The organism is Klebsiella sp. OBRC7 (assembly GCF_000293135.1).
Taxonomy (GTDB): domain Bacteria; phylum Pseudomonadota; class Gammaproteobacteria; order Enterobacterales; family Enterobacteriaceae; genus Klebsiella; species Klebsiella michiganensis.
In genome coordinates, this window is record NZ_ALNJ01000094.1 from 59,185 (window position 1) to 77,124 (window position 17,940).

The 17,940-nt window shown below is 58.6% G+C and carries 13 protein-coding genes; 3 read left to right on the forward strand and 10 right to left on the reverse strand.

The window, feature by feature from the left end; genetic code table 11:
• Positions 1 to 34: 34 nt before the first annotated feature.
• Positions 35 to 949 (reverse strand): L,D-transpeptidase, encoded by a 915-nt coding sequence (ldtB, locus tag HMPREF1144_RS20150; protein ID WP_004130773.1) that lies wholly within the window; start codon positions 947 to 949, stop codon positions 35 to 37.
• A 190-nt stretch (positions 950 to 1,139) separates the two neighbouring features.
• Positions 1,140 to 1,922: a tyrosine-protein phosphatase gene (locus HMPREF1144_RS20155; RefSeq protein ID WP_009653786.1), complete on the reverse strand. Its 783-nt coding sequence runs from the start codon at positions 1,920 to 1,922 to the stop codon at positions 1,140 to 1,142.
• Positions 1,923 to 2,099: 177 nt separating this feature from the next.
• Here HMPREF1144_RS20155 and HMPREF1144_RS20160 point away from each other — a divergent pair, with 177 nt between their 5' ends.
• The gene (locus tag HMPREF1144_RS20160; RefSeq protein WP_004849135.1) at positions 2,100 to 3,692 is read left to right on the forward strand and encodes an ABC-F family ATPase; all 1,593 of its coding nucleotides are present in this window, start codon (positions 2,100 to 2,102) and stop codon (positions 3,690 to 3,692) included.
• 166 nt (positions 3,693 to 3,858) lie between these two features.
• On the opposite strand, the gene HMPREF1144_RS20165 is transcribed toward HMPREF1144_RS20160, so the two are convergent.
• Together HMPREF1144_RS20165 and HMPREF1144_RS20170 are read right to left on the reverse strand one after the other, a co-directional pair.
• Positions 3,859 to 6,222, reverse strand: a complete 2,364-nt coding sequence (locus HMPREF1144_RS20165) for a TIM-barrel domain-containing protein (RefSeq protein ID WP_009653792.1) — start codon at positions 6,220 to 6,222, stop codon at positions 3,859 to 3,861.
• A 16-nt stretch (positions 6,223 to 6,238) separates the two neighbouring features.
• The gene (locus tag HMPREF1144_RS20170; RefSeq protein ID WP_004849139.1) at positions 6,239 to 7,540 is read right to left on the reverse strand and encodes an MFS transporter; all 1,302 of its coding nucleotides are present in this window, start codon (positions 7,538 to 7,540) and stop codon (positions 6,239 to 6,241) included.
• Between the two features lie 271 nt (positions 7,541 to 7,811).
• On the opposite strand from HMPREF1144_RS20170, the gene HMPREF1144_RS20175 reads away from it, so the two are divergent.
• Positions 7,812 to 8,912 carry a LacI family DNA-binding transcriptional regulator gene (locus tag HMPREF1144_RS20175; RefSeq protein WP_009653838.1) on the forward strand — a complete coding sequence of 367 codons (1,101 nt, stop codon included), beginning with the start codon at positions 7,812 to 7,814 and terminating at the stop codon, positions 8,910 to 8,912.
• Here HMPREF1144_RS20175 and HMPREF1144_RS20180 read toward each other — a convergent pair.
• The 6 genes from HMPREF1144_RS20180 to moeA all read right to left on the reverse strand — a co-directional run bounded on the left by HMPREF1144_RS20180 (position 8,909) and on the right by moeA (position 16,812).
• Positions 8,909 to 10,174 carry a DUF1479 domain-containing protein gene (locus HMPREF1144_RS20180; protein WP_004849143.1) on the reverse strand — a complete coding sequence of 422 codons (1,266 nt, stop codon included), beginning with the start codon at positions 10,172 to 10,174 and terminating at the stop codon, positions 8,909 to 8,911. The two genes, HMPREF1144_RS20175 and HMPREF1144_RS20180, sit on opposite strands and share 4 nt — an antisense overlap.
• 135 nt (positions 10,175 to 10,309) lie before the next feature.
• Complete coding sequence (locus HMPREF1144_RS20185) at positions 10,310 to 11,125, reverse strand: Cof-type HAD-IIB family hydrolase (protein ID WP_004849145.1); 816 nt, start codon at positions 11,123 to 11,125, stop codon at positions 10,310 to 10,312.
• A 208-nt stretch (positions 11,126 to 11,333) separates the two neighbouring features.
• Complete coding sequence (locus HMPREF1144_RS20190; protein WP_009653794.1) at positions 11,334 to 13,766, reverse strand: formate C-acetyltransferase/glycerol dehydratase family glycyl radical enzyme; 2,433 nt, start codon at positions 13,764 to 13,766, stop codon at positions 11,334 to 11,336.
• A 4-nt stretch (positions 13,767 to 13,770) separates the two neighbouring features.
• Positions 13,771 to 14,670 carry a glycyl-radical enzyme activating protein gene (locus tag HMPREF1144_RS20195; protein ID WP_009653784.1) on the reverse strand — a complete coding sequence of 300 codons (900 nt, stop codon included), beginning with the start codon at positions 14,668 to 14,670 and terminating at the stop codon, positions 13,771 to 13,773.
• A gap of 151 nt (positions 14,671 to 14,821) precedes the next feature.
• Positions 14,822 to 15,577 (reverse strand): molybdopterin-synthase adenylyltransferase MoeB, encoded by a 756-nt coding sequence (gene moeB, locus HMPREF1144_RS20200; protein ID WP_009653805.1) that lies wholly within the window; start codon positions 15,575 to 15,577, stop codon positions 14,822 to 14,824.
• Positions 15,577 to 16,812 carry a molybdopterin molybdotransferase MoeA gene (gene moeA / locus HMPREF1144_RS20205; RefSeq protein ID WP_009653809.1) on the reverse strand — a complete coding sequence of 412 codons (1,236 nt, stop codon included), beginning with the start codon at positions 16,810 to 16,812 and terminating at the stop codon, positions 15,577 to 15,579. The genes moeB and moeA overlap by 1 nt, the downstream gene beginning before the upstream one ends.
• 177 nt (positions 16,813 to 16,989) lie before the next feature.
• Here moeA and iaaA point away from each other — a divergent pair, with 177 nt between their 5' ends.
• Entirely contained in the window at positions 16,990 to 17,931 is a 942-nt protein-coding gene (gene iaaA / locus HMPREF1144_RS20210; protein WP_009653820.1) for a beta-aspartyl-peptidase, read from the forward strand.
• Positions 17,932 to 17,940 lie beyond the last annotated feature (9 nt).

Genomic DNA, 17,940 nt, shown 5'->3' on the forward strand with positions numbered 1-17,940 from the left:
CGGGCACCGGGCCCGCCACTCTGCGCGATGCGTTTTAGTTCAGACGCACCGGCATACCGGAACGGTTCTGGATCGCCTGATCGACCACGCTCTGGTCTACGTCGGTCTGGCTGGTAATCGCCTGTACTGATTTGGTCAGGTTAATCGGCACGATTTCGCCGCCCTGGAACTGCTCTTCCGTGGTGGACAGCGGGTTGTGAACTTCAATGAAGCGGCTGCCGTCAGGCTCGGTAGTGGCTTTTACCGGCTCATCGATAAACTCTACGCGGGTGCCGACCGGCACGTTTTCAAACAGGAATTTGATATCGTCGTTACGCAGACGCACGCAGCCGTGGCTGACGCGCAGGCCGATGCCGAAGTTAGCATTGGTACCGTGAATAGCGTACAGGCGGCCGATATACAGCGCGTACAGGCCCATCGGGTTATCAGGGCCGGCAGGAACAACGGCCGGCAGCGGTTCACCGGCTGCGGCATATTCAGCGTGCATTTTGGCGGTAGGCGTCCAGGTCGGACCGGCTTTTTTACGCTCAACTTTCGTCACCCAGTTGATCGGCGTGTCTTTGCCGAGCTGGCCGATGCCGATCGGCAGCACGATGACGGTGTTGGTGCCTTTCGGATAGTAGTAGAGGCGCATTTCCGCGCTGTTGATGACAATACCTTCATGCACAGTGTCCGGCAGGATCAGCTGCTGCGGGATATTCAGCACGGTGCCGCCTTTCGGCAGGAAGGTGTCCACGCCCGGGTTGGCTTCCAGCATGTTGGATAAACCCATCTGGTATTCAGCGGCGAAATATTCCAGCGGCTGCTTGTTGCCTTCCGGAATGGTGATCACCTGGTTCTGGCCAATCAGACGGCTGCCGTCGGTGGGCAGAGGGTAGGTTACAGCAGAAGCTGTGTTGCAAAAGCCCACGATGGCGAAGGCTGCCGCGAAGAGTGTTGATAATTTCATAATCTTTATGTCGTGGGCGATGTTAATGCCGCACAGGCCTTTATCAGTTTAAACAGGAAGTCGATGGGAGCGCATTATATGTGCTTTCCGGCAAACAGGTAAATGAGATGTGTACGAAATCACATTTTTTTCCTGTGACCGTGAGTGTAGCCCGTCAACGTGGGCTCTGCAGCCTGAAAACGGGAGGGGATTACCCCTCCAGAAGCCGCGACTGGAGCGCTTCTCGCGCCTGCGGCGTGAGCTGATACTCTTTCTCCAGCCAGGCATCGACGCTGGCGTAGCGTTCGTCGATTTGCGAAAGCGCGGCGGCAAGGTAGGACTCATGCACCGTCATCATTTCCGCCAGGTTCTGCCGGCCGCGGGGGGTCAGCGCATTGCCGAGGGACTGGAGCATGAAATCTTCGACCTGCGTCAGCATGCCCTGGGTGAGCAGATATTCCTCCATGACCGTATGACGATCGCAGCCGAGGGCGAAGAGCGTCAACGCGCAGCCAACGCCGGTGCGGTCTTTTCCCACCGCGCAGTGCTGCAGCAGCGCGCCGTCGAAAGGCTCCATCAGCCAACCGGCCAGCTGGCGATAAGCGGCGTTATTGAACGGCAGCTGGCGGTAGAGCGCCAGCATAAACTGCTCGCCGTTAAGGGCGTTCAGGGTGGCGGCGTTGAGCTCGGTGACTTTGGCGTTGACGTCGCGAACGTGCGGATTCGCCGGGGCGTTGAGGTAGTGAGCCGCTTCGTTCAGCTTATCGGGGCTGCGATTCACTTCGCCCGGGTCGCGATAATCAATCACCCGGCTAAGCGGGATCGTGTCCAGATGGGTGAGGTCATCTGCCGTCATCATATGCAGCGAGCCGGAGCGGAATAACTTCCCGGTACGCACGCGACGGCCGTCGGCGGTACGCTGGCCGCCCAGGTCACGAAAGTTGATACCGCCCTGCAGCGATAAGAAAGCCGGATGGCGGGGGAGTGTGGTCATAGGTTCCTTCCAGATTAAGGTAAAAAATTACGCATTAAGCAGTGTAACCGCGCAATATGACATGACCCTAACACAGGCGTCATTGATGATTTTATAACGCCCCGTGAAAAGTGAAGCATTTGCTGGCATAATGTCTGGTTCATCACACTTCTCATTCTCTATTTTCAGGATAACCCCGTGCTAGTATCCAGCAACGTCACCATGCAGTTCGGCAGTAAGCCGCTGTTCGAAAATATTTCCGTCAAATTTGGCGGCGGCAACCGTTACGGCCTGATTGGCGCCAACGGTAGCGGCAAATCCACCTTTATGAAGATCCTCGGCGGCGATCTTGAGCCGACGCTGGGCAACGTCTCCCTCGATCCGAACGAGCGTATCGGTAAGCTGCGTCAGGATCAGTTTGCGTTTGAAGAGTTCAGCGTGCTGGATACGGTCATTATGGGCCACGGCGAGCTGTGGGAAGTGAAGCAGGAGCGCGATCGTATCTACTCCCTGGCGGAGATGAGCGAAGAAGATGGCTACAAAGTGGCTGACCTGGAAGTGCTGTACGGCGAGATGGACGGTTACTCTGCTGAAGCGCGCGCTGGCGAACTGCTGCTCGGCGTCGGCATCCCGGTTGAACAGCATTACGGCCCGATGAGCGAAGTCGCTCCCGGCTGGAAGCTGCGCGTGCTGCTGGCGCAGGCGCTGTTCTCTAACCCGGACATTCTGCTGCTTGATGAACCGACGAACAACCTGGACATCGACACCATCCGCTGGCTGGAGCAGACCCTCAACGATCGCGACAGCACCATGATCATCATTTCGCACGACCGTCACTTCCTGAATATGGTCTGTACCCACATGGCGGATCTGGATTACGGCGAGCTGCGCGTTTACCCGGGCAACTACGATGAGTACATGACCGCGGCGACCCAGGCGCGCGAACGTCTGCTGGCGGACAACGCCAAGAAAAAAGCGCAGATTGCCGACCTGCAATCTTTCGTCAGCCGCTTTAGCGCCAACGCCTCTAAATCTCGCCAGGCTACCTCGCGCGCCCGTCAGATTGACAAAATTAAGCTGGACGAAGTGAAAGCCTCCAGCCGTCAGAACCCGTTCATTCGCTTTGAGCAGGATAAGAAGCTGTTCCGTAACGCCCTGGAAGTGGAAGCGCTGGCGAAAGGCTTTGATAACGGCCCGCTGTTTAAAAACGTCAATCTGCTGCTGGAAGTGGGGGAGAAGCTTGCCATTCTGGGCGCTAACGGCGTGGGTAAATCCACGATGCTGAAAACCCTGGTCGGCGATCTGACGCCCGATAACGGTACCGTTAAATGGTCTGAGAACGCGCAGATTGGCTACTACGCGCAGGATCATGAATATGAGTTTGAAAACGATCTGACGGTATTCGAGTGGATGAGCCAGTGGAAGCAGGAAAGCGATGATGAGCAGGCGGTGCGCAGCATCCTGGGTCGTCTGCTGTTCAGCCAGGACGATATCAAGAAGCCGGCGAAAGTGCTCTCCGGTGGCGAAAAAGGCCGTATGCTGTTCGGTAAGCTGATGATGCAAAAACCGAATATCCTGGTGATGGATGAACCGACCAACCACCTGGATATGGAATCGATCGAATCGCTGAACATGGCGCTGGAGATGTATCAGGGCACCCTGATCTTTGTTTCCCACGACCGTGAGTTTGTGAGCTCGCTGGCGACCCGAGTGATTGAAATTACGCCGGAGCGCGTTGTGGACTTCACCGGTAACTACGAAGATTATCTGCGCAGCAAAGGTATCGAATAATATTCCTGTTGTCTGTCCCGGATTGCGGCGCTGCTGCGCCTTATCCGGGCTACCGGCCCACAGACGGCGATGAACCTGTAGCCCGGGCAAGGCGCGTTAGCGCCGCCCCCGGGAGCAGAGCGCATCATGGCTGAATTCCCCGGTGGCAGCGCGAAAAAGGTGAGGACTACACCCGCCACTCGCTCCTTTCTTCACCGTTCACCAGCAGCCTGCGTTTTTCCCCCGCCGGCAACGACACCTTCAGCGCTTTCCACGCCGGACGATAATCGCCGCGCGCGTTCACCTTCAGGTTAATGCTGGCGCTATCGCAAACCATTTCCCATTCTACCCACAGCGCATGGCCATTCTGATAGCCCCAGCTTTCGCCATCATCTTCAAACAGCAGGCCGCGACGAGTCCCCACGCCCTTCAGCGGGAACAGCTTCAACTCGCGGCAATCGTCTTTTTGCGCATCGACGTGGCGGATACGCTCGCTCAGCGGCAGGCCTGCTCCGGCGCGAACCAGCAGCGGCAGTTTTTCCAGCGGCGCATCAAGGACGATCCACTGGCCTCCCGCGAACCACTGGTGGCTATCAAAGTCGTACCAGCCGTCCTGATTGGCCGGCAGCCAGACGCGGCGCTGACGCGCGCCGGGTTCGACGACGCTGGCGACCAGCAGATCGCGACCCAGCAGGAAGTCGTCGCATTCGGCAAACGTCTGCGGATCGTGTTCGTGATCGAGGAAGGTCGGACGCAGCATCGGTTCATCGTCGGCGTGAGCCTGCCACAGTAGCGTATAGAGGTACGGCAGCAGACGATAGCGCAGCTCAATGGCTGAACGGATAGCCGGCGTAACTTCCGGGTACATCCAGGCTTCGTTGACCGTCTGGTCGTCATTCCACGAGTGAATGGTAAAGCGCGGATGCATAACGCCGTTTTGTACCCAGCGCACGAACAGCTCCGGGTCCGGTTTATCGCCAGAGAAGCCGCCAACATCGTGTCCGACGTTGAACAGCCCGGAGAGGCTCATTCCCAGCCCCATGCGAGTGTTATAGCGCAGCGTATCCCAGTTGGTACGGTTATCGCCGCTCCAGGTCTGGACGTAGCGCTGCATCCCGGCGCAGCCGGAGCGAGAGATCAGGTACGGTCGTTTGTGCGGCGCAAAGCGCTGCTGAGCCTCCAGCGACGCGCGCATCATCAGTAGCGGCATGACCGGGCGAATATGTTTAATGGCAATTTCCTCGCCAAACCCGTAACAGCGGGCTTCGCCGTCCCAGACTTCATACTCGTTATTATCGTTCCACGTGGAGTCGATGCCCATCTCCAGCAGCTGGGTTGTCACGCCTTCCTGCCACCAGGCGACGGTCTGCGGGTTGGTAAAGTCAAGGTGCGACCCTTCGTCATCCCAGAAGCTGGAGCGCTCGGGAGTATCCGCCTGTGAATCGCGGATAAAAAGCCCGCGCTCCGCGACCTCGTTGTAGCGCGGATGGTCCTGCAGCAGGCAGGGCTTAATATTGGCGGCGAGCTTCAGTCCGGCATCATGGAAGGCCTGGCTCATCACCTTCGGCTGCGGCACCTTATCGTTGTTCCAGTTAAAGACGTAGCGCTTGCCGTCAATCGAGGTATAGCCGGAAGAGAGCTGGAACGAATCACACGGAATGGCGTGTTCATCACACAGGCGGATGAAGTTCATCAGCTGGTTTTGTGCATCCGGCGCGTCGGTGTAGTGCATCGTCGAACCGCTGTAGCCGAGACTCCATTTCGGCCCGAACAGCGTTTTGCCGGTCAGGCGTACGAACGCTTTGGTGATATCCAGTACCCGTTTGCCGGAAAAAAGATAGTAATCGATGTCGCCGGCTTCCGCCTGCCAGCGGCGATAGGCGGTATGGTAATTATCGATTTCGTTGCCGAGATCCAGCCAGCAGCTGCTCAGATTGTCGTAAAACAGACCGTAGCTGACATCGCTACGCTGCGCGATGGTAAACGGAATATGTTTGTACAGCGGGTCGGTGCTCGCCGCGTTATAGCCCATGGCGTCGAGGTTACGCATCTCATAGCGCTTTCCGTTACGCTGCAGATCGCCGGTTTTTTCGCCCAGACCGTAGAAGCGTTCGTCTTTGCGTCGGCTCAGGTAGTGGGCAACGCCGTCGCCGTGCGCATTCGCCAGGTAGGCGCTGGTGGGGCGGTCGTTAACCAGCGGCTGCCACTCGCCGGCCTCATCGCGATAGCTCCATTCCAGCCACAGAGGCTGGTGGACGGTGACGCGCAGCTGGTCGGTGGCGATGCTCAGGGTATCGCTATGCTCTGTGAGCTGCCAGGCGGGGAGGCTAAAGCCGCTCAAATCTTCGCGCGGGCGTCCTTCCCACGGCACGTCCTGCTGGGGAGCGATACTCCAGGTGCGATCCAGCGCCAGCTGGCCGTGCCGCTTTAGCAGCACGCGGAACATATTCTCTTCCAGCACGTACAGACACAGGGTGTGCTGGCCGTCTACGATCAGCTCAACGTGGTGGTTCTGCCGTTGGTGCAAAGTCCAGTTTTTCAAAGTCTTCATTTTTTTACATCCACTCTCAGGCGCGTTTTGCGCGACGTTCAGCAATAAATGCCACCAGGAATACCGCGCCAATCAGGTCAAAGAACCCCATGGCGATAAATAGCGGGTTGAAGCCGATTTTGTCGGCGGTGACGCCAATCAACAGCGAGAACAGAAAGCTGGCGATCCAGGCGGCGGAGCCGCGCATCCCGTTCACGGTCGCCATCTGTCCTTTATCGAACGACTCCACCACCAGCGCGCTGAGCATGCAGGAGATGATCTGGTGGCCGAAGCCGCCTATCGAAATCAGCACGATGGTGATATAGGGATCGCGGGTGATCGCCACGGTGGCGAGCGAAATCATCAGGAAGGCGCCGGTGACGGAGCTGGCGACCACCGAGTTCACCCGCGAACAGCCGAACCAGCGGGTATACAGTTTGGTCAGATAGCCGCTGGCGACGCTGCCGAGGTCGGCCGCCAGAAACGGCAGCCAGGCAAACATGGCGATTTGTTTTAAATCCATGCCGTGCTCTTTCGCCAGGTAGAGCGGTACCCAGAAGCTCAGCACCGCCCAGGCGGGCTCAGCCATAAAGGCCGGAATGGCGATACCGTAGAAGCGCTTGTTTTTCGATACGGTTTTCAGCGCGGTAAAGAAGGGCAGCTTAACCGGCGGCGCTTCATTGTCCTGCTGGATCAGCGCCAGCTCAGCTTTGCCGAGGTTAGGGTGTTTTTCCGGGTTATGATAGAACGCCCACCACAGCACGACCCACAGCAACGCCAGCGCGCCGGTGAACATGAATGCCCCCTGCCAGCCGAACGAAGCGTGTGCGAAGTAGATAATCGGCGGCGCCAGCATGGCGCCCACGGAGAAGCCGACGCCCGCCCAGCCTGCCGCGATCGGCCGCTCGGATTTTGGAAACCACTCACCCAGCGTTTTGGCGTTGGCTGGCGTCGCCGCCGCCTCAGCGCCGCCCATGAAAAAGCGCAGAATCGCCAGGTGCAGCCAGCTCCCCGCCCCGGCATGGGCGATGCAGGCGATGGCCCACAGGGTGGCGCAGATCATAAAGCCGAGCTTGAGGCCAATAACGTCGATAAGCCAGCCGCAGAGCGGCTGGAAAATGGTGTACGCCAGCTGAAAAGCGCCGACTATCCATGAGTACTGTTCAGTGGTAATACCCAGGGAGGTTTTTAGTTCCGGGGCGATAATCCCCAACGAATTACGCGTGATGTAGTTAACGGTGACGCCGAGTAAAAACAGCACCAGCATCCACCAGCGCAGGTTCTTCACTATGCGGCGCGATTTGCTGACCGCCATATCATTATTGAGGCCTTGGCTCATAGAACTCTCCACGAGACATGTAGTAGGGAAAATTGACCAACCCGCTTGCTGAGTTGTCGCTAAAATTTTTTATTTCGTTGTTTGTTAAGGTTGATGTCTCGACACTATTGGTTGACTAATCTCAAAGGTGTTGGACCAATTCAGGCTAAGGGAGAATACGAGCGGGCAATAGCGACAATTTTGCAAATATTTTCATGGGACGATCCAGATCGCAGTATGACATCGCCAAATCGCTTAAAAATATTCACATTCTTAATATGAAAATTTTTTCATGAACAAAGTAGAGCGCGATCACAAAATGGACAAAAAGCTGAAAGTGAGCGAAATCGCGGCGCGTACGGGGCTGTCGGTGAGCACGGTATCGCGGGTGCTGGCGGGAAAAGCGAATACCAGCGCCAGGGCTCGCCAGAGGGTACTGGAGTGCGCCCGCGAGCTGGGCGTGATGGAGGGTATCGCCGCCGGGCGAATGCTGCTCAATAATCTGGTGGTCTTTGCCCCTCAGCGCGCTTTCGATGAACGCACGGATATTTACTACTATCGGGTGATTCAAAGCATCAATAGCGCTCTTATGCCGCATGAGGTACACCTGCGCTATTGCGCGCTGGAAGAGAACGACAGCGATGCCAATTTGTTTTTGCAGCGCATGCATGAAGCATCGACCCAGGCCGCGATTTTACTGGGTATCGACGATCCGCATATTCACGATCTGGCGGCCGATCTGGCGAAGCCCTGCGTGATGATTAACTGCCACGACGCGGGAATGCGTTTACCCTCCGTCGCGCCGGATCATCGGCTGATCGGCCAGTTCGCCGCCCGGTATCTGTTTGAGATGGGGCATCAGGCGATCATGAACGTGATGTGCCTGCGCCGCTATACCATGGAGCTGCGTCTGCTGGGCATTAAGCAGGCATGGCGGGCGCGGAATCTCCGTTTCGTTGACGGCAGGGATTTACTCGCTGTGGCCAACTTCAGCGCCAGGGATACCGAGGAAAAAGTCGGGGAGTGGCTGGATCAGCGCGGCGATAGCCCGCTGCCGACGGCATTTCTGGTGGGCGGTGATTTTATGGCGGCAGGCACGATCGCCGCATTACAAAAACGCGGTTTGCGCGTCCCGCAGGATGTTTCCGTCATGAGCATCGACGGCTTTAACCTGGCGGCGATCCAGGATGTACCGCTAACCGCCGTCCACGTCCCACGCGATGAATTAGGGGTCGAAGCGGTACATCTATTACAGCAGAGGCTGATCCGTCCCGATGCGCCGCACGGTGCGTTACTCCTGCACGGGACGCTGGCGGTACGCGATTCGGTGCGGCGGATACGCGCCGGTAACCGCCGTACCGCCGTTGAAGCGAAGGGGTTATATGATGATTAATTCGCCATCCCCAGCGCGCGCTTACCGTGGATATTTAAGTCATCCAGCGTAAAGCGGCCTTCCCAGTCGCTTTCATAATCCTCGCGGGGGAAATCTCCCGGCGAAGCGCCGCGCGCCAGCGCCGCTTTGACCTTCTGCGCGTAGGCGAGGTTTTTCTCACACATTGGCGCGGCGGGAATATACATCACGTTGCCCCAGCCCTGCTGATTTTCCACCGGCGCGACCGAGTGGATCACGTCGCAGTGCCACCATACCGAATCGCCCGCATTCAGCGCCGGAATCGAGCTTAAGGCTTTGATCAGCAGCGGGTGCCATTTTTCCGAAATCGGCAGCACCTTGCCCGGCGCGACGCCGCATAGCTCATCTTCCGGGACATCATCGAGCAGCGGACGCAGCAGCACGTAAGCCATCGCTTCCGGGATCGGCACCACGTGCAGCAGACCCTGATCGGGGATCATATCGGAGAGCGCGGTCCACCCCTGGAAGGTGCGGAACACCGAGCATTTGGTGGTGTTGTCGACCGTATACTCTTCGACTTCGGTGCGGTGCGCCGCGTCCCACGGATCGTAAGCATCAATGTTGCCGTTAAACACGTCGGCAAACACTTTCTGATAGGCCGGCAGCAGCCAGCGCTCCAGGGCGCCGGAATCGGTATGCGCCCCCAATCCTTTCGAGGTGGTTCCCGGCGGGCGGCGGCGAATGCGGTCCGGGTAAATGACGCTAACGTCCGGGTCGAACCACTGCTTGCCGTCGCGGTTAAAGGTCCACAGACGGTTGAGGAACGACTGCACGGCGGCCATTTCATCGCTCTGTCGCGCCTGCATCTGCGCCTGGGACCAGTAAATCGGATAGATTTCCGGGCGCGAAGCTTCCAGCGATCCGAAAAAAGTATCGCCGGGACCTTTATAAACGTCATCGAAATGGTTGCGGTCGAGATACTCGAGCATTGCGTTGTCCCACGCCAGCGCCTGTTCGCGAGAAAAATGGCCCTTGATAACCGCGCAGCCGCGACGCTTGATGAGCTCGCGCTGGGCTTCCGTGACCTGGCCCCGGGCAATATCGGCGAACGGGATCGTCGGCCAGACGTCCTGACCGCTGGCCTTAAGGGCGTCAATCTCTTCCAGACGCGCGGCAATACGCGCCGTCAGCCGATCGAACACCGCCTGCACGTCGCCAATTTGCGCCCGCAGATCCTGTTTAATCCGGCGGATGGCCGCTTTGGGGTCGGCGGGCAAAGTTTCACAGGTATGGGTAACAGCCATAATGACCTCTCATCTTTCATTCGAAAGTAATATATCTTACATGTGATAATTTAAGTTAAAATTAAGTTAATGCAAGTTTAAAATTATGCGGAGGTGCACAAAACGGGAAGCCGGGGCGGTAAACCCCGGGTGGCGTTACTCGTTGAACGGGGCGGCGTGGTCGAGGACGGCCTGAATGACGTTCAGCGCGCCGTCGTGGTTGTTATCATCGGTGGCAAAACGCGACACCGCCTTGATGCTTTCGGCGGCGTTGGCCATCGCGAAAGAGTATTTCACCAGCTTGAGCATTTCCGTATCGTTAGCGCTGTCGCCAATGGCCACGCAGGCCTGCGGCGAGATGTTCCAGCGCTTCAGCAGACGGCTGATGCCGTTAGCTTTATGCAGGCCGGGGATAATCAAATCGACGAAGCCGAAGCCGCTGGTGACCGGCTTCATGATGCCGTCCAGCGAGACGTGCAGTTTGTCGATAAGCTGCGGGATTTCGCTATCCGGCAGGTTAAGGGAAAACTTAAACAGCGTGTCGTCGATGTCATGATAGCTGCTAATGCGCTGCAGGCGATGGTAGTGCTTTGACATCAGGGTGACGAACGCCTCGGGCGCGCGCTCGCTGACGTAAGCGCTCTCGAGGCCGCAGGCGACGAAGTTGAGCTGCGGGTCTTTCAGCAGTTCGCCGATGACGACCTGGGATTCATGCCGGGTGAGTTCGCCGTGGAACAGCTGTTGACCGCGTTCGTAAACCAGCGCGCCGTTCTCGGCAACAAAGGAGATTTGTTCACGGATTTCCGGGAAAAAAGAGATCAGCTGGTAGTACTGGTTGCCGCTGGCGACCACGAACTCAATACCCTGCTGCTGGAGTTGCGCGAACTGCGCGAGAAAACGCGAGCGGTCATACTGCTTGGCGTCATTGAGAAAAGTTCCGTCCATATCGGTGACGATAACTTTAACGGTCATAACACATGCTCCTGGCTTAACTTCGACCAGTAACATTCTAATTACAATGTGATGGGGAGCACAAATTTATTTCGAATGAAAGTTTGCGTTCACCTCTGTGCAGCGTAAAACCCGGATTGCGGCGTAAACGCCTTACCCGGGCTACCGGCCCGCAAACGGCTTCGAACCTGTAGCCCGGCTAAGCGCAGCGCAAGCCGGGGAATGAGATTTACAGCGTATGCTCGGTACGGGCGATAATATCGTCCTGAGCATCCGGCGAGAGGGCGGTAAAGAATGCCGAGTAACCGGCCACGCGGACCACTAAATCACGATACTGGTCGGGGTGTTTCTTCGCTTCCAGCAGCGTCTCGCGCGACACGATGTTGTACTGAATATGCCAGCCTTTGTGTACCTCGAAGAAGGTGCGCAGCAGCACCATCAGTTTCTGCTTATCGGATTCGTTCTCCAGCGTGGCCGGGTTCAGCTTCTGGTTAAGCAGTACGCCGCCGAGGATTGAGCCGGTCGGCAGTTTGCCCACCGAGCTGATTACCGCGGTCGGCCCGAGATGGTCGGTACCGGAGGCCGGGCTGGCCCCTTCCGCCAGCGGCGAGTGCGCTTTACGGCCATCCGGCGTCGCCATGGTCTGCGCGCCAAACGGCACGTTGGCGGAGATGGACGAGGTGCCGGCGTAGTAGTTGCCGCCGATCGGGCCGCGACCGTAGCGCGGGTTATGATACAGCTTCAGCTCGTCGATATAGGTCTGGTAGGCGCGAGCCAGCAGCATATCCACGCTGTCTTCATCGTTGCCGTATTTCGGCGCGCCGTTGATTAAGCGCTGGCGCAGCTGTTCGTGGGTCAGGCCTTCGAAGTCTTCAGCCAGCGCCTTTGCCAGCTCCTGCTGGCCAATAACGCCCTGATCGAACACCAGCTTCTTCACCGCAGCCAGGCTGTTGCCGAGGTTAGCGATGCCGACCTGCAGACCGGATACCCAGTCATATTTCGCGCCGCCCTGCTTGATGCTCTTCGCGCGCTCGATGCAGTCATCGACCAGCGCCGAGCAGAGGATATCGTGCACGTTCTCTTCCAGCATGGTGTCGACCACGTACTCAATCTCGATAGATTTGCGCGTGTAGTAGCGGATCTGCGTATCCCAGTCGGCCAGAACCTGTTCAAAGCTGTCGAAGTTACCTTTTGACAGCGCATGTTCCTGCGGCAGGAAAACCTGGCCGCTGGTGGCGTCGCGGCCGCCTTCCAGGGTTGCCAGCATGACGCGGGCGAAGTTGATAAAGCTCATCCCGGTGCAGCGATAGCCCCATTTACCGCCGACGGCGGTTTCGATGCAGCCGATAGCGGCATAGTCGTACGCGTCCTGCGGCTCAATCCCCAGTTTGATAAATTCCGGGATGACGATTTCATCGTTGTTGAACGCCGGCATACCGAAGCCGCAGCGGATCACCTGCACGCAGGCGTCGAGGAAGTCGTTGCTCATGCCCGCGTGATAGCGCACGCTGAGGTTAGGCTGAGTCGAACGCAGCCGACCGCAGGATTCCAGGATGGCGTAGGAGAGCGGATTCACCGCGTCCTGCGCGTTGCCGTCCACCAGATTCTGGCCGCCGATGGTGACGTTCTGGTACAGCGGGCTACCGGCGGAAGCCTTAGAGTGCGAGCCGGAGCGAATTTTGTTCACTTCCAGCAGCTTCAGCCAGCAGCAGTGCAGCAGCTCAATGGCGTGTTCGCGATCCAATGATTGTGCCAGCTCAACGTCGCGGCGATAGTAAGGGTAGAGATACTGGTCCATACGGCCGAAAGAGACCGAGTGACCGTTGGATTCGATCTGCAGAATCAGCTGGATGAAATAGCACAGCTGCAGCGCCTGCCAGAAAGTTTTCGGCGGCTCGTGGGCGATAATATCGCAGTTTTCGGCTATCGCCAGCAGCTCGTCGCGGCGGGATTCGCGGCTCTCCGTCGCGGCCATGCTGCGCGCCAGCCCGGCATAGCGCTTACAGTGTTCGCTGACCGCTTCCAGCACGATATCAATGGCTTTAAGGAACTGCTCGCCGTGCAGATCTTCCAGCACGGTCAGGTTAATGCGCGAACGGCGCTCGGCGACTTTTGCCCGCATGCCGTCGAGGCCTTTTTCCAGCAGCAGCGGATAGTTAACCGCAAGGTGAGCGTCGCCGGAGGTCATATTGCCTTCGGCTTTGATAATGCCGGTCGCCAGCAGCGCTTTTTGCTCGTCGGTAAACATGCCGTAGCAGCGATCCTGAACGGTTTGGCCGCGCCACCACGGGCACACTTCATGGAGCACGCGTTTGTTCTCTTCGCTAACGGCAAAACCGGCGCCGGGGCGATCGGCGAGGTCGTCGATCTCTTTTTCGATCCAGCTTACGGTGTATTCCGGGAAGATGGGCGCCGCGCGAACTTCGCTGGCCTGGTTGCCGACAATCAGTTCATCGTGCTTAATCCAGATCGTGCGTTCCGCCAGGTGATGAGCCAGCGCCAGCGCGCGGCGTACCGGGATCGGTTTATCCAGGTGCTGCTGATAGGCTTCGGTATAGTGCAGGGCGCGCTCGGTACAGACCGGCGGCTTAACGATATGCACCAGCGCCATTTTATGCGCCTGAATGCGCGGGCTCAGAGTATCCAGTTTCAACGTTGTCATAGGGTTATCCTCGTAGAGTCGCCGTTAAACCTTTGCTCTGAGCATAGCGCTGCGCGAAGGCGAGCAGCTCGGGGGCAGCAAGCGGTTTGTCCGGAGCGGTATAGGGCTGACTGAGTAATTGGTATTTATTCATGCCTAAGGTGTGGTAAGGCAGGAAGTGGATCTCGCCAACCTGTAAACGGTCAGCGGCAAAATCGGTAATAGCGGCAATATCGCTTTCATTAGCGTTAAAGCCCTGGATCAACGGCACGCGAATGATGATTTTCTTTCCGGCCTGCGCGACGCGCTGCAGGTTATCCAGCACCCGGCGGGCGCTGCCGTCCGTCCATTGCTGGAAAATCGCTTCGTTAACGTGCTTGAGGTCGGCGAGAAACAGGTCGATAAACGGCAAAGAAGGCTCAACGTATTTCCACGGCACGTGCAGACAGGTTTCGACCGCGGTGTGGATCCCCGCGTTGTGGCTGGCCTCAAACAGCTGTCGGGCCAGCCCGGGATTCATAAACGGCTCGCCGCCGGAAAGCGTGACGCCGCCGCCGCTGCGATCGTAGAATGGCTTGTCGCGCAGTACCGTGGCCATAATCTCGTCGACGCTTTTCTCTTCGCCGCACACGGTTAATGCCGTGGTCGGGCAGCAGTCGCGCAATTTGCCGATATGCGCATCGGTGAGCTTTTCGCGGTGGATAATCAGACCGTCAAGCTTGCGGGTAATCACCTCCGGCGCAGCCTGCTGGCAGAGGTCGCAGCCGTCCAGGCAAAGGCGGACGTCATACAGCAAATCCGCCGTGCGGGCGCGGCTTTCCGGATTCTGGCACCAGCGGCAGCCCAGCGAACACCCTTTGAGGAAGACGACAGTGCGGATCCCCGGGCCGTCATGGGTTGAATAACGCTGAATGTTGAAGATCATGATTCACCCTCTTGTTTGCATATGAAGATTAAATTACTTTCGAATGAAAGTTGTATTGATATAAATCAACAAGCAGAAAGAGGGAGGAGAATGAAGGTTAAAATGCCGCTGCGGGTCACAACACATCCGGCGACAGCGCCGCCGGAGAGGGTCAGGGCGTACCGCACACCTCGCAGTGAGGGTTACGCGGCAGCCTCATTTCACGGAACTGACAGCGCATGGCGTCGTACATGATGATTTTTCCCGTTGCCGGGCTGCCATAGCGGGTCAGCAGCTTAATCGCTTCCATCGCCTGCAGCGAACCGATGGTGCCGACCAGCGGCGCCATGACGCCGGCTTCGACGCAGGTGAGGGCGTTTTCGCCAAACAGGCGGCTCAGGCAGCGGTAGCAGGGTTCATCTTCCTGATACGTAAAGACGCTGATTTGCCCTTCCATGCGAATCGCCGCGCCGGAGACCAGCGGCGTTTTATGGCGGAAACATCCGGCGTTGAGCTGGTTACGGATCGCGACGTTGTCGGTACAGTCGAGCACCAGATCGTGGGCGGCGATTTGCGCCGCCAGCGCCTCGTCTTCCAGCCGCGCGTTGAGCGCCGTGAGCTGAACGTGGGGATTAATCCGCGCCAGCGCGGCGCGGGCGGAGTCGACCTTCGGCTGGCCGATGGTGTCGTCGCTGTGCAGCGTCTGGCGCTGAAGGTTGGAGAGCGAGACGGTGTCGAAATCGAGCAGGGTTAGCTGGCCGACGCCTGCCGCCGCCAGATACTGCGCGGCGGCGCAGCCCAGCCCACCGAGGCCGACGACCAGCACGCGGGAGGCTTTCAGCTGCTCCTGACCGTCAAAATCGAAATCGCGGAGAATAATCTGCCGGTTATAGCGCAGCATCTCCGCATCGCTCAGCTCCACGCCCATTACAGCCCTCCGAACAGATGATTAAACGGCTCGACTTCCACCCATTCGCCCGCTTCCACGTTGCCGCGCTCGCGTTCGAGAACGATAAAGCAGTTGCCGAGGCTGAATGAACTGAAGATATGCGAGCCCTGGTGACCGGTGCTGCTAACCACCAGCTCGCCGTCCGGACCGCGCTGCAGCACGCCGCGCTGAAAATCGAGGCGGCCCGGCGATTTCTTCAGGCCGGAGGCGGTGCGAACGCGCAGGCGCATCGGCTGAGCTTGCCCGACGTTGCCGGACAGCTTCGCCAGCAGCGGCTGAACCAATTGGTAGAAGGTCAGCGTTGCGGAAACCGGGTTGCCGGGCAGGCCGCAGAACCAGCTGTGGTTGAGCTTGCCGAAAGCGAAAGGTTTACCCGGCTTAATCGCCAGCTTCCAGAAGCCGATTTCCCCCAGCTCTTCGAGGATCGCTTTGGTGTAGTCCGCCTCGCCGACGGAAACGCCGCCGGAACTAATCACCACGTCGGCCTGCTGGTCAGCCTGAATAAAGGCTTCGCGCAGCTTAGCCGGGTCGTCGGGAATAATGCCGAGGTTAATGACCTCGCAGCCCAGCTCCTGCAGCATCAGGTGCACCGCCAGGCGGTTGGTATCGTAAATTTGCCCGTCGGCCAGCGGCTGGCCCGGCAGCTGGAGCTCATCGCCGGTGGAGAAGACCGCCACCCGCACTTTACGCACCACGTCAACCTCGGCAATTCCCAGCGAGGCGATGACCGGCAGCTCGGCGGCGGTCAGGCGGGTACCTGCGGGGAAGACGACCGCGCCGTGGGCTATGTCTTCGCCAAGACGACGAATATTCTGCCCGTTTTTCACCGGGGCGAGGAAGCGGATACCCTCATCGGTTTGTTCGGCCTGCTCCTGCATCACCACCGCGTCGCAGCCTTCCGGCACCGGCGCGCCGGTCATAATGCGGATACAGGTGCCCGCGGGCCAGACGTCATCAAAGGGTTGACCGGCGAAGGCCTTGCCGGCCACCGGCAGCGCTGCGCCGTCGGTGAGATCCGCCAGGCGCACGGCGTAGCCGTCCATTGCCGAGTTATCAAAACCGGGAACGTTAAGCGGCGAAACGAGATCATGGGCGGTCACGCGCGAAAAGGCCTGCAACAGCGGTACGGTATCCGTCGCATTCAGCGGCGTAATACGAGTGAGCATCTGGGTCAGGGCTGTGTCGAGCGGCATCAGTCCGGCGGTAAAATCCATGGGTTTCTCCTGCGGGCAAACATCGAAAACGCCTATTATGGCAGAAAAGAGAGACGGGCTATAACCCATCTGGCGACAAGCTTTACATCACCGTCCGCTCTTTCTATATTCAAAAATTGTATAGGACAGTCAGCACGATAATGATATTTATACACTTTATCGTTAAGGAATGGCGCAATGGGTAAGGCGGTTATAGCAATTCACGGCGGGGCCGGGGCGATTAGCCGCGCGCAGATGACGCCGGCGCGCGAGCGGGAGTACGTGGCGGCGCTGTCGGCGATTGTCGATAGTGGACAAAAAATGCTGGCGGCCGGGGCCAGCGCGCTGGATACGGTAACCGAAGCGGTCCGGCTGCTGGAGGAGTGTCCGTTATTTAACGCCGGTATTGGCTCCGTATTTACCCGCGATAGTCGCCATGAGCTCGATGCCTGCGTGATGGATGGTTACAGCTTACAGGCGGGGGCCGTGGCCGGGGTTCAGCATTTACGCAATCCTGTGCTGGCGGCGCGTCTGGTGCTGGAGCAAAGCCCGCACGTGCTGTTGATTGGCGAGGGGGCGGAAGCGTTTGCCGCTTCCCGCGGTATGGCGCGGGTCGATAACAGCCTGTTTTCGACCCCCGAGCGTTTGCTGCAGCTGCGTCAGGCGCAGGAGGGCGACGATATCGTGCTCGATCACCACGCCGCGCCGCTGGATGAACGGCACAAAATGGGCACCGTCGGCGCGGTCGCGATGGATCTGGCGGGCAACCTCGCGGCGGCGACCTCCACCGGCGGCATGACCAATAAGCTACCGGGACGCGTCGGCGACAGCCCGCTGCCCGGTGCGGGCTGCTATGCCAATAACGCCAGCGTCGCCGTTTCCTGTACCGGTACCGGCGAAGTGTTTATACGTACGCTCGCGGCCTACGATATTTCGGCGCTGATGGAGTATAGCCAGCTCAGCCTGCAGGAGGCCTGCGAAAGGGTGGTGATGGAGAAACTTCCGGCGCTGGGCGGCAGCGGCGGCCTGATCGCCATCGACAGAGAAGGCAACGTGGCGCTGCCGTTTAATAGTGAAGGCATGTACCGGGCCTGGTGTTATGCGGGCGATACGCCCACGATTGGTATTTATCGCGAATAAGAGGAAAGG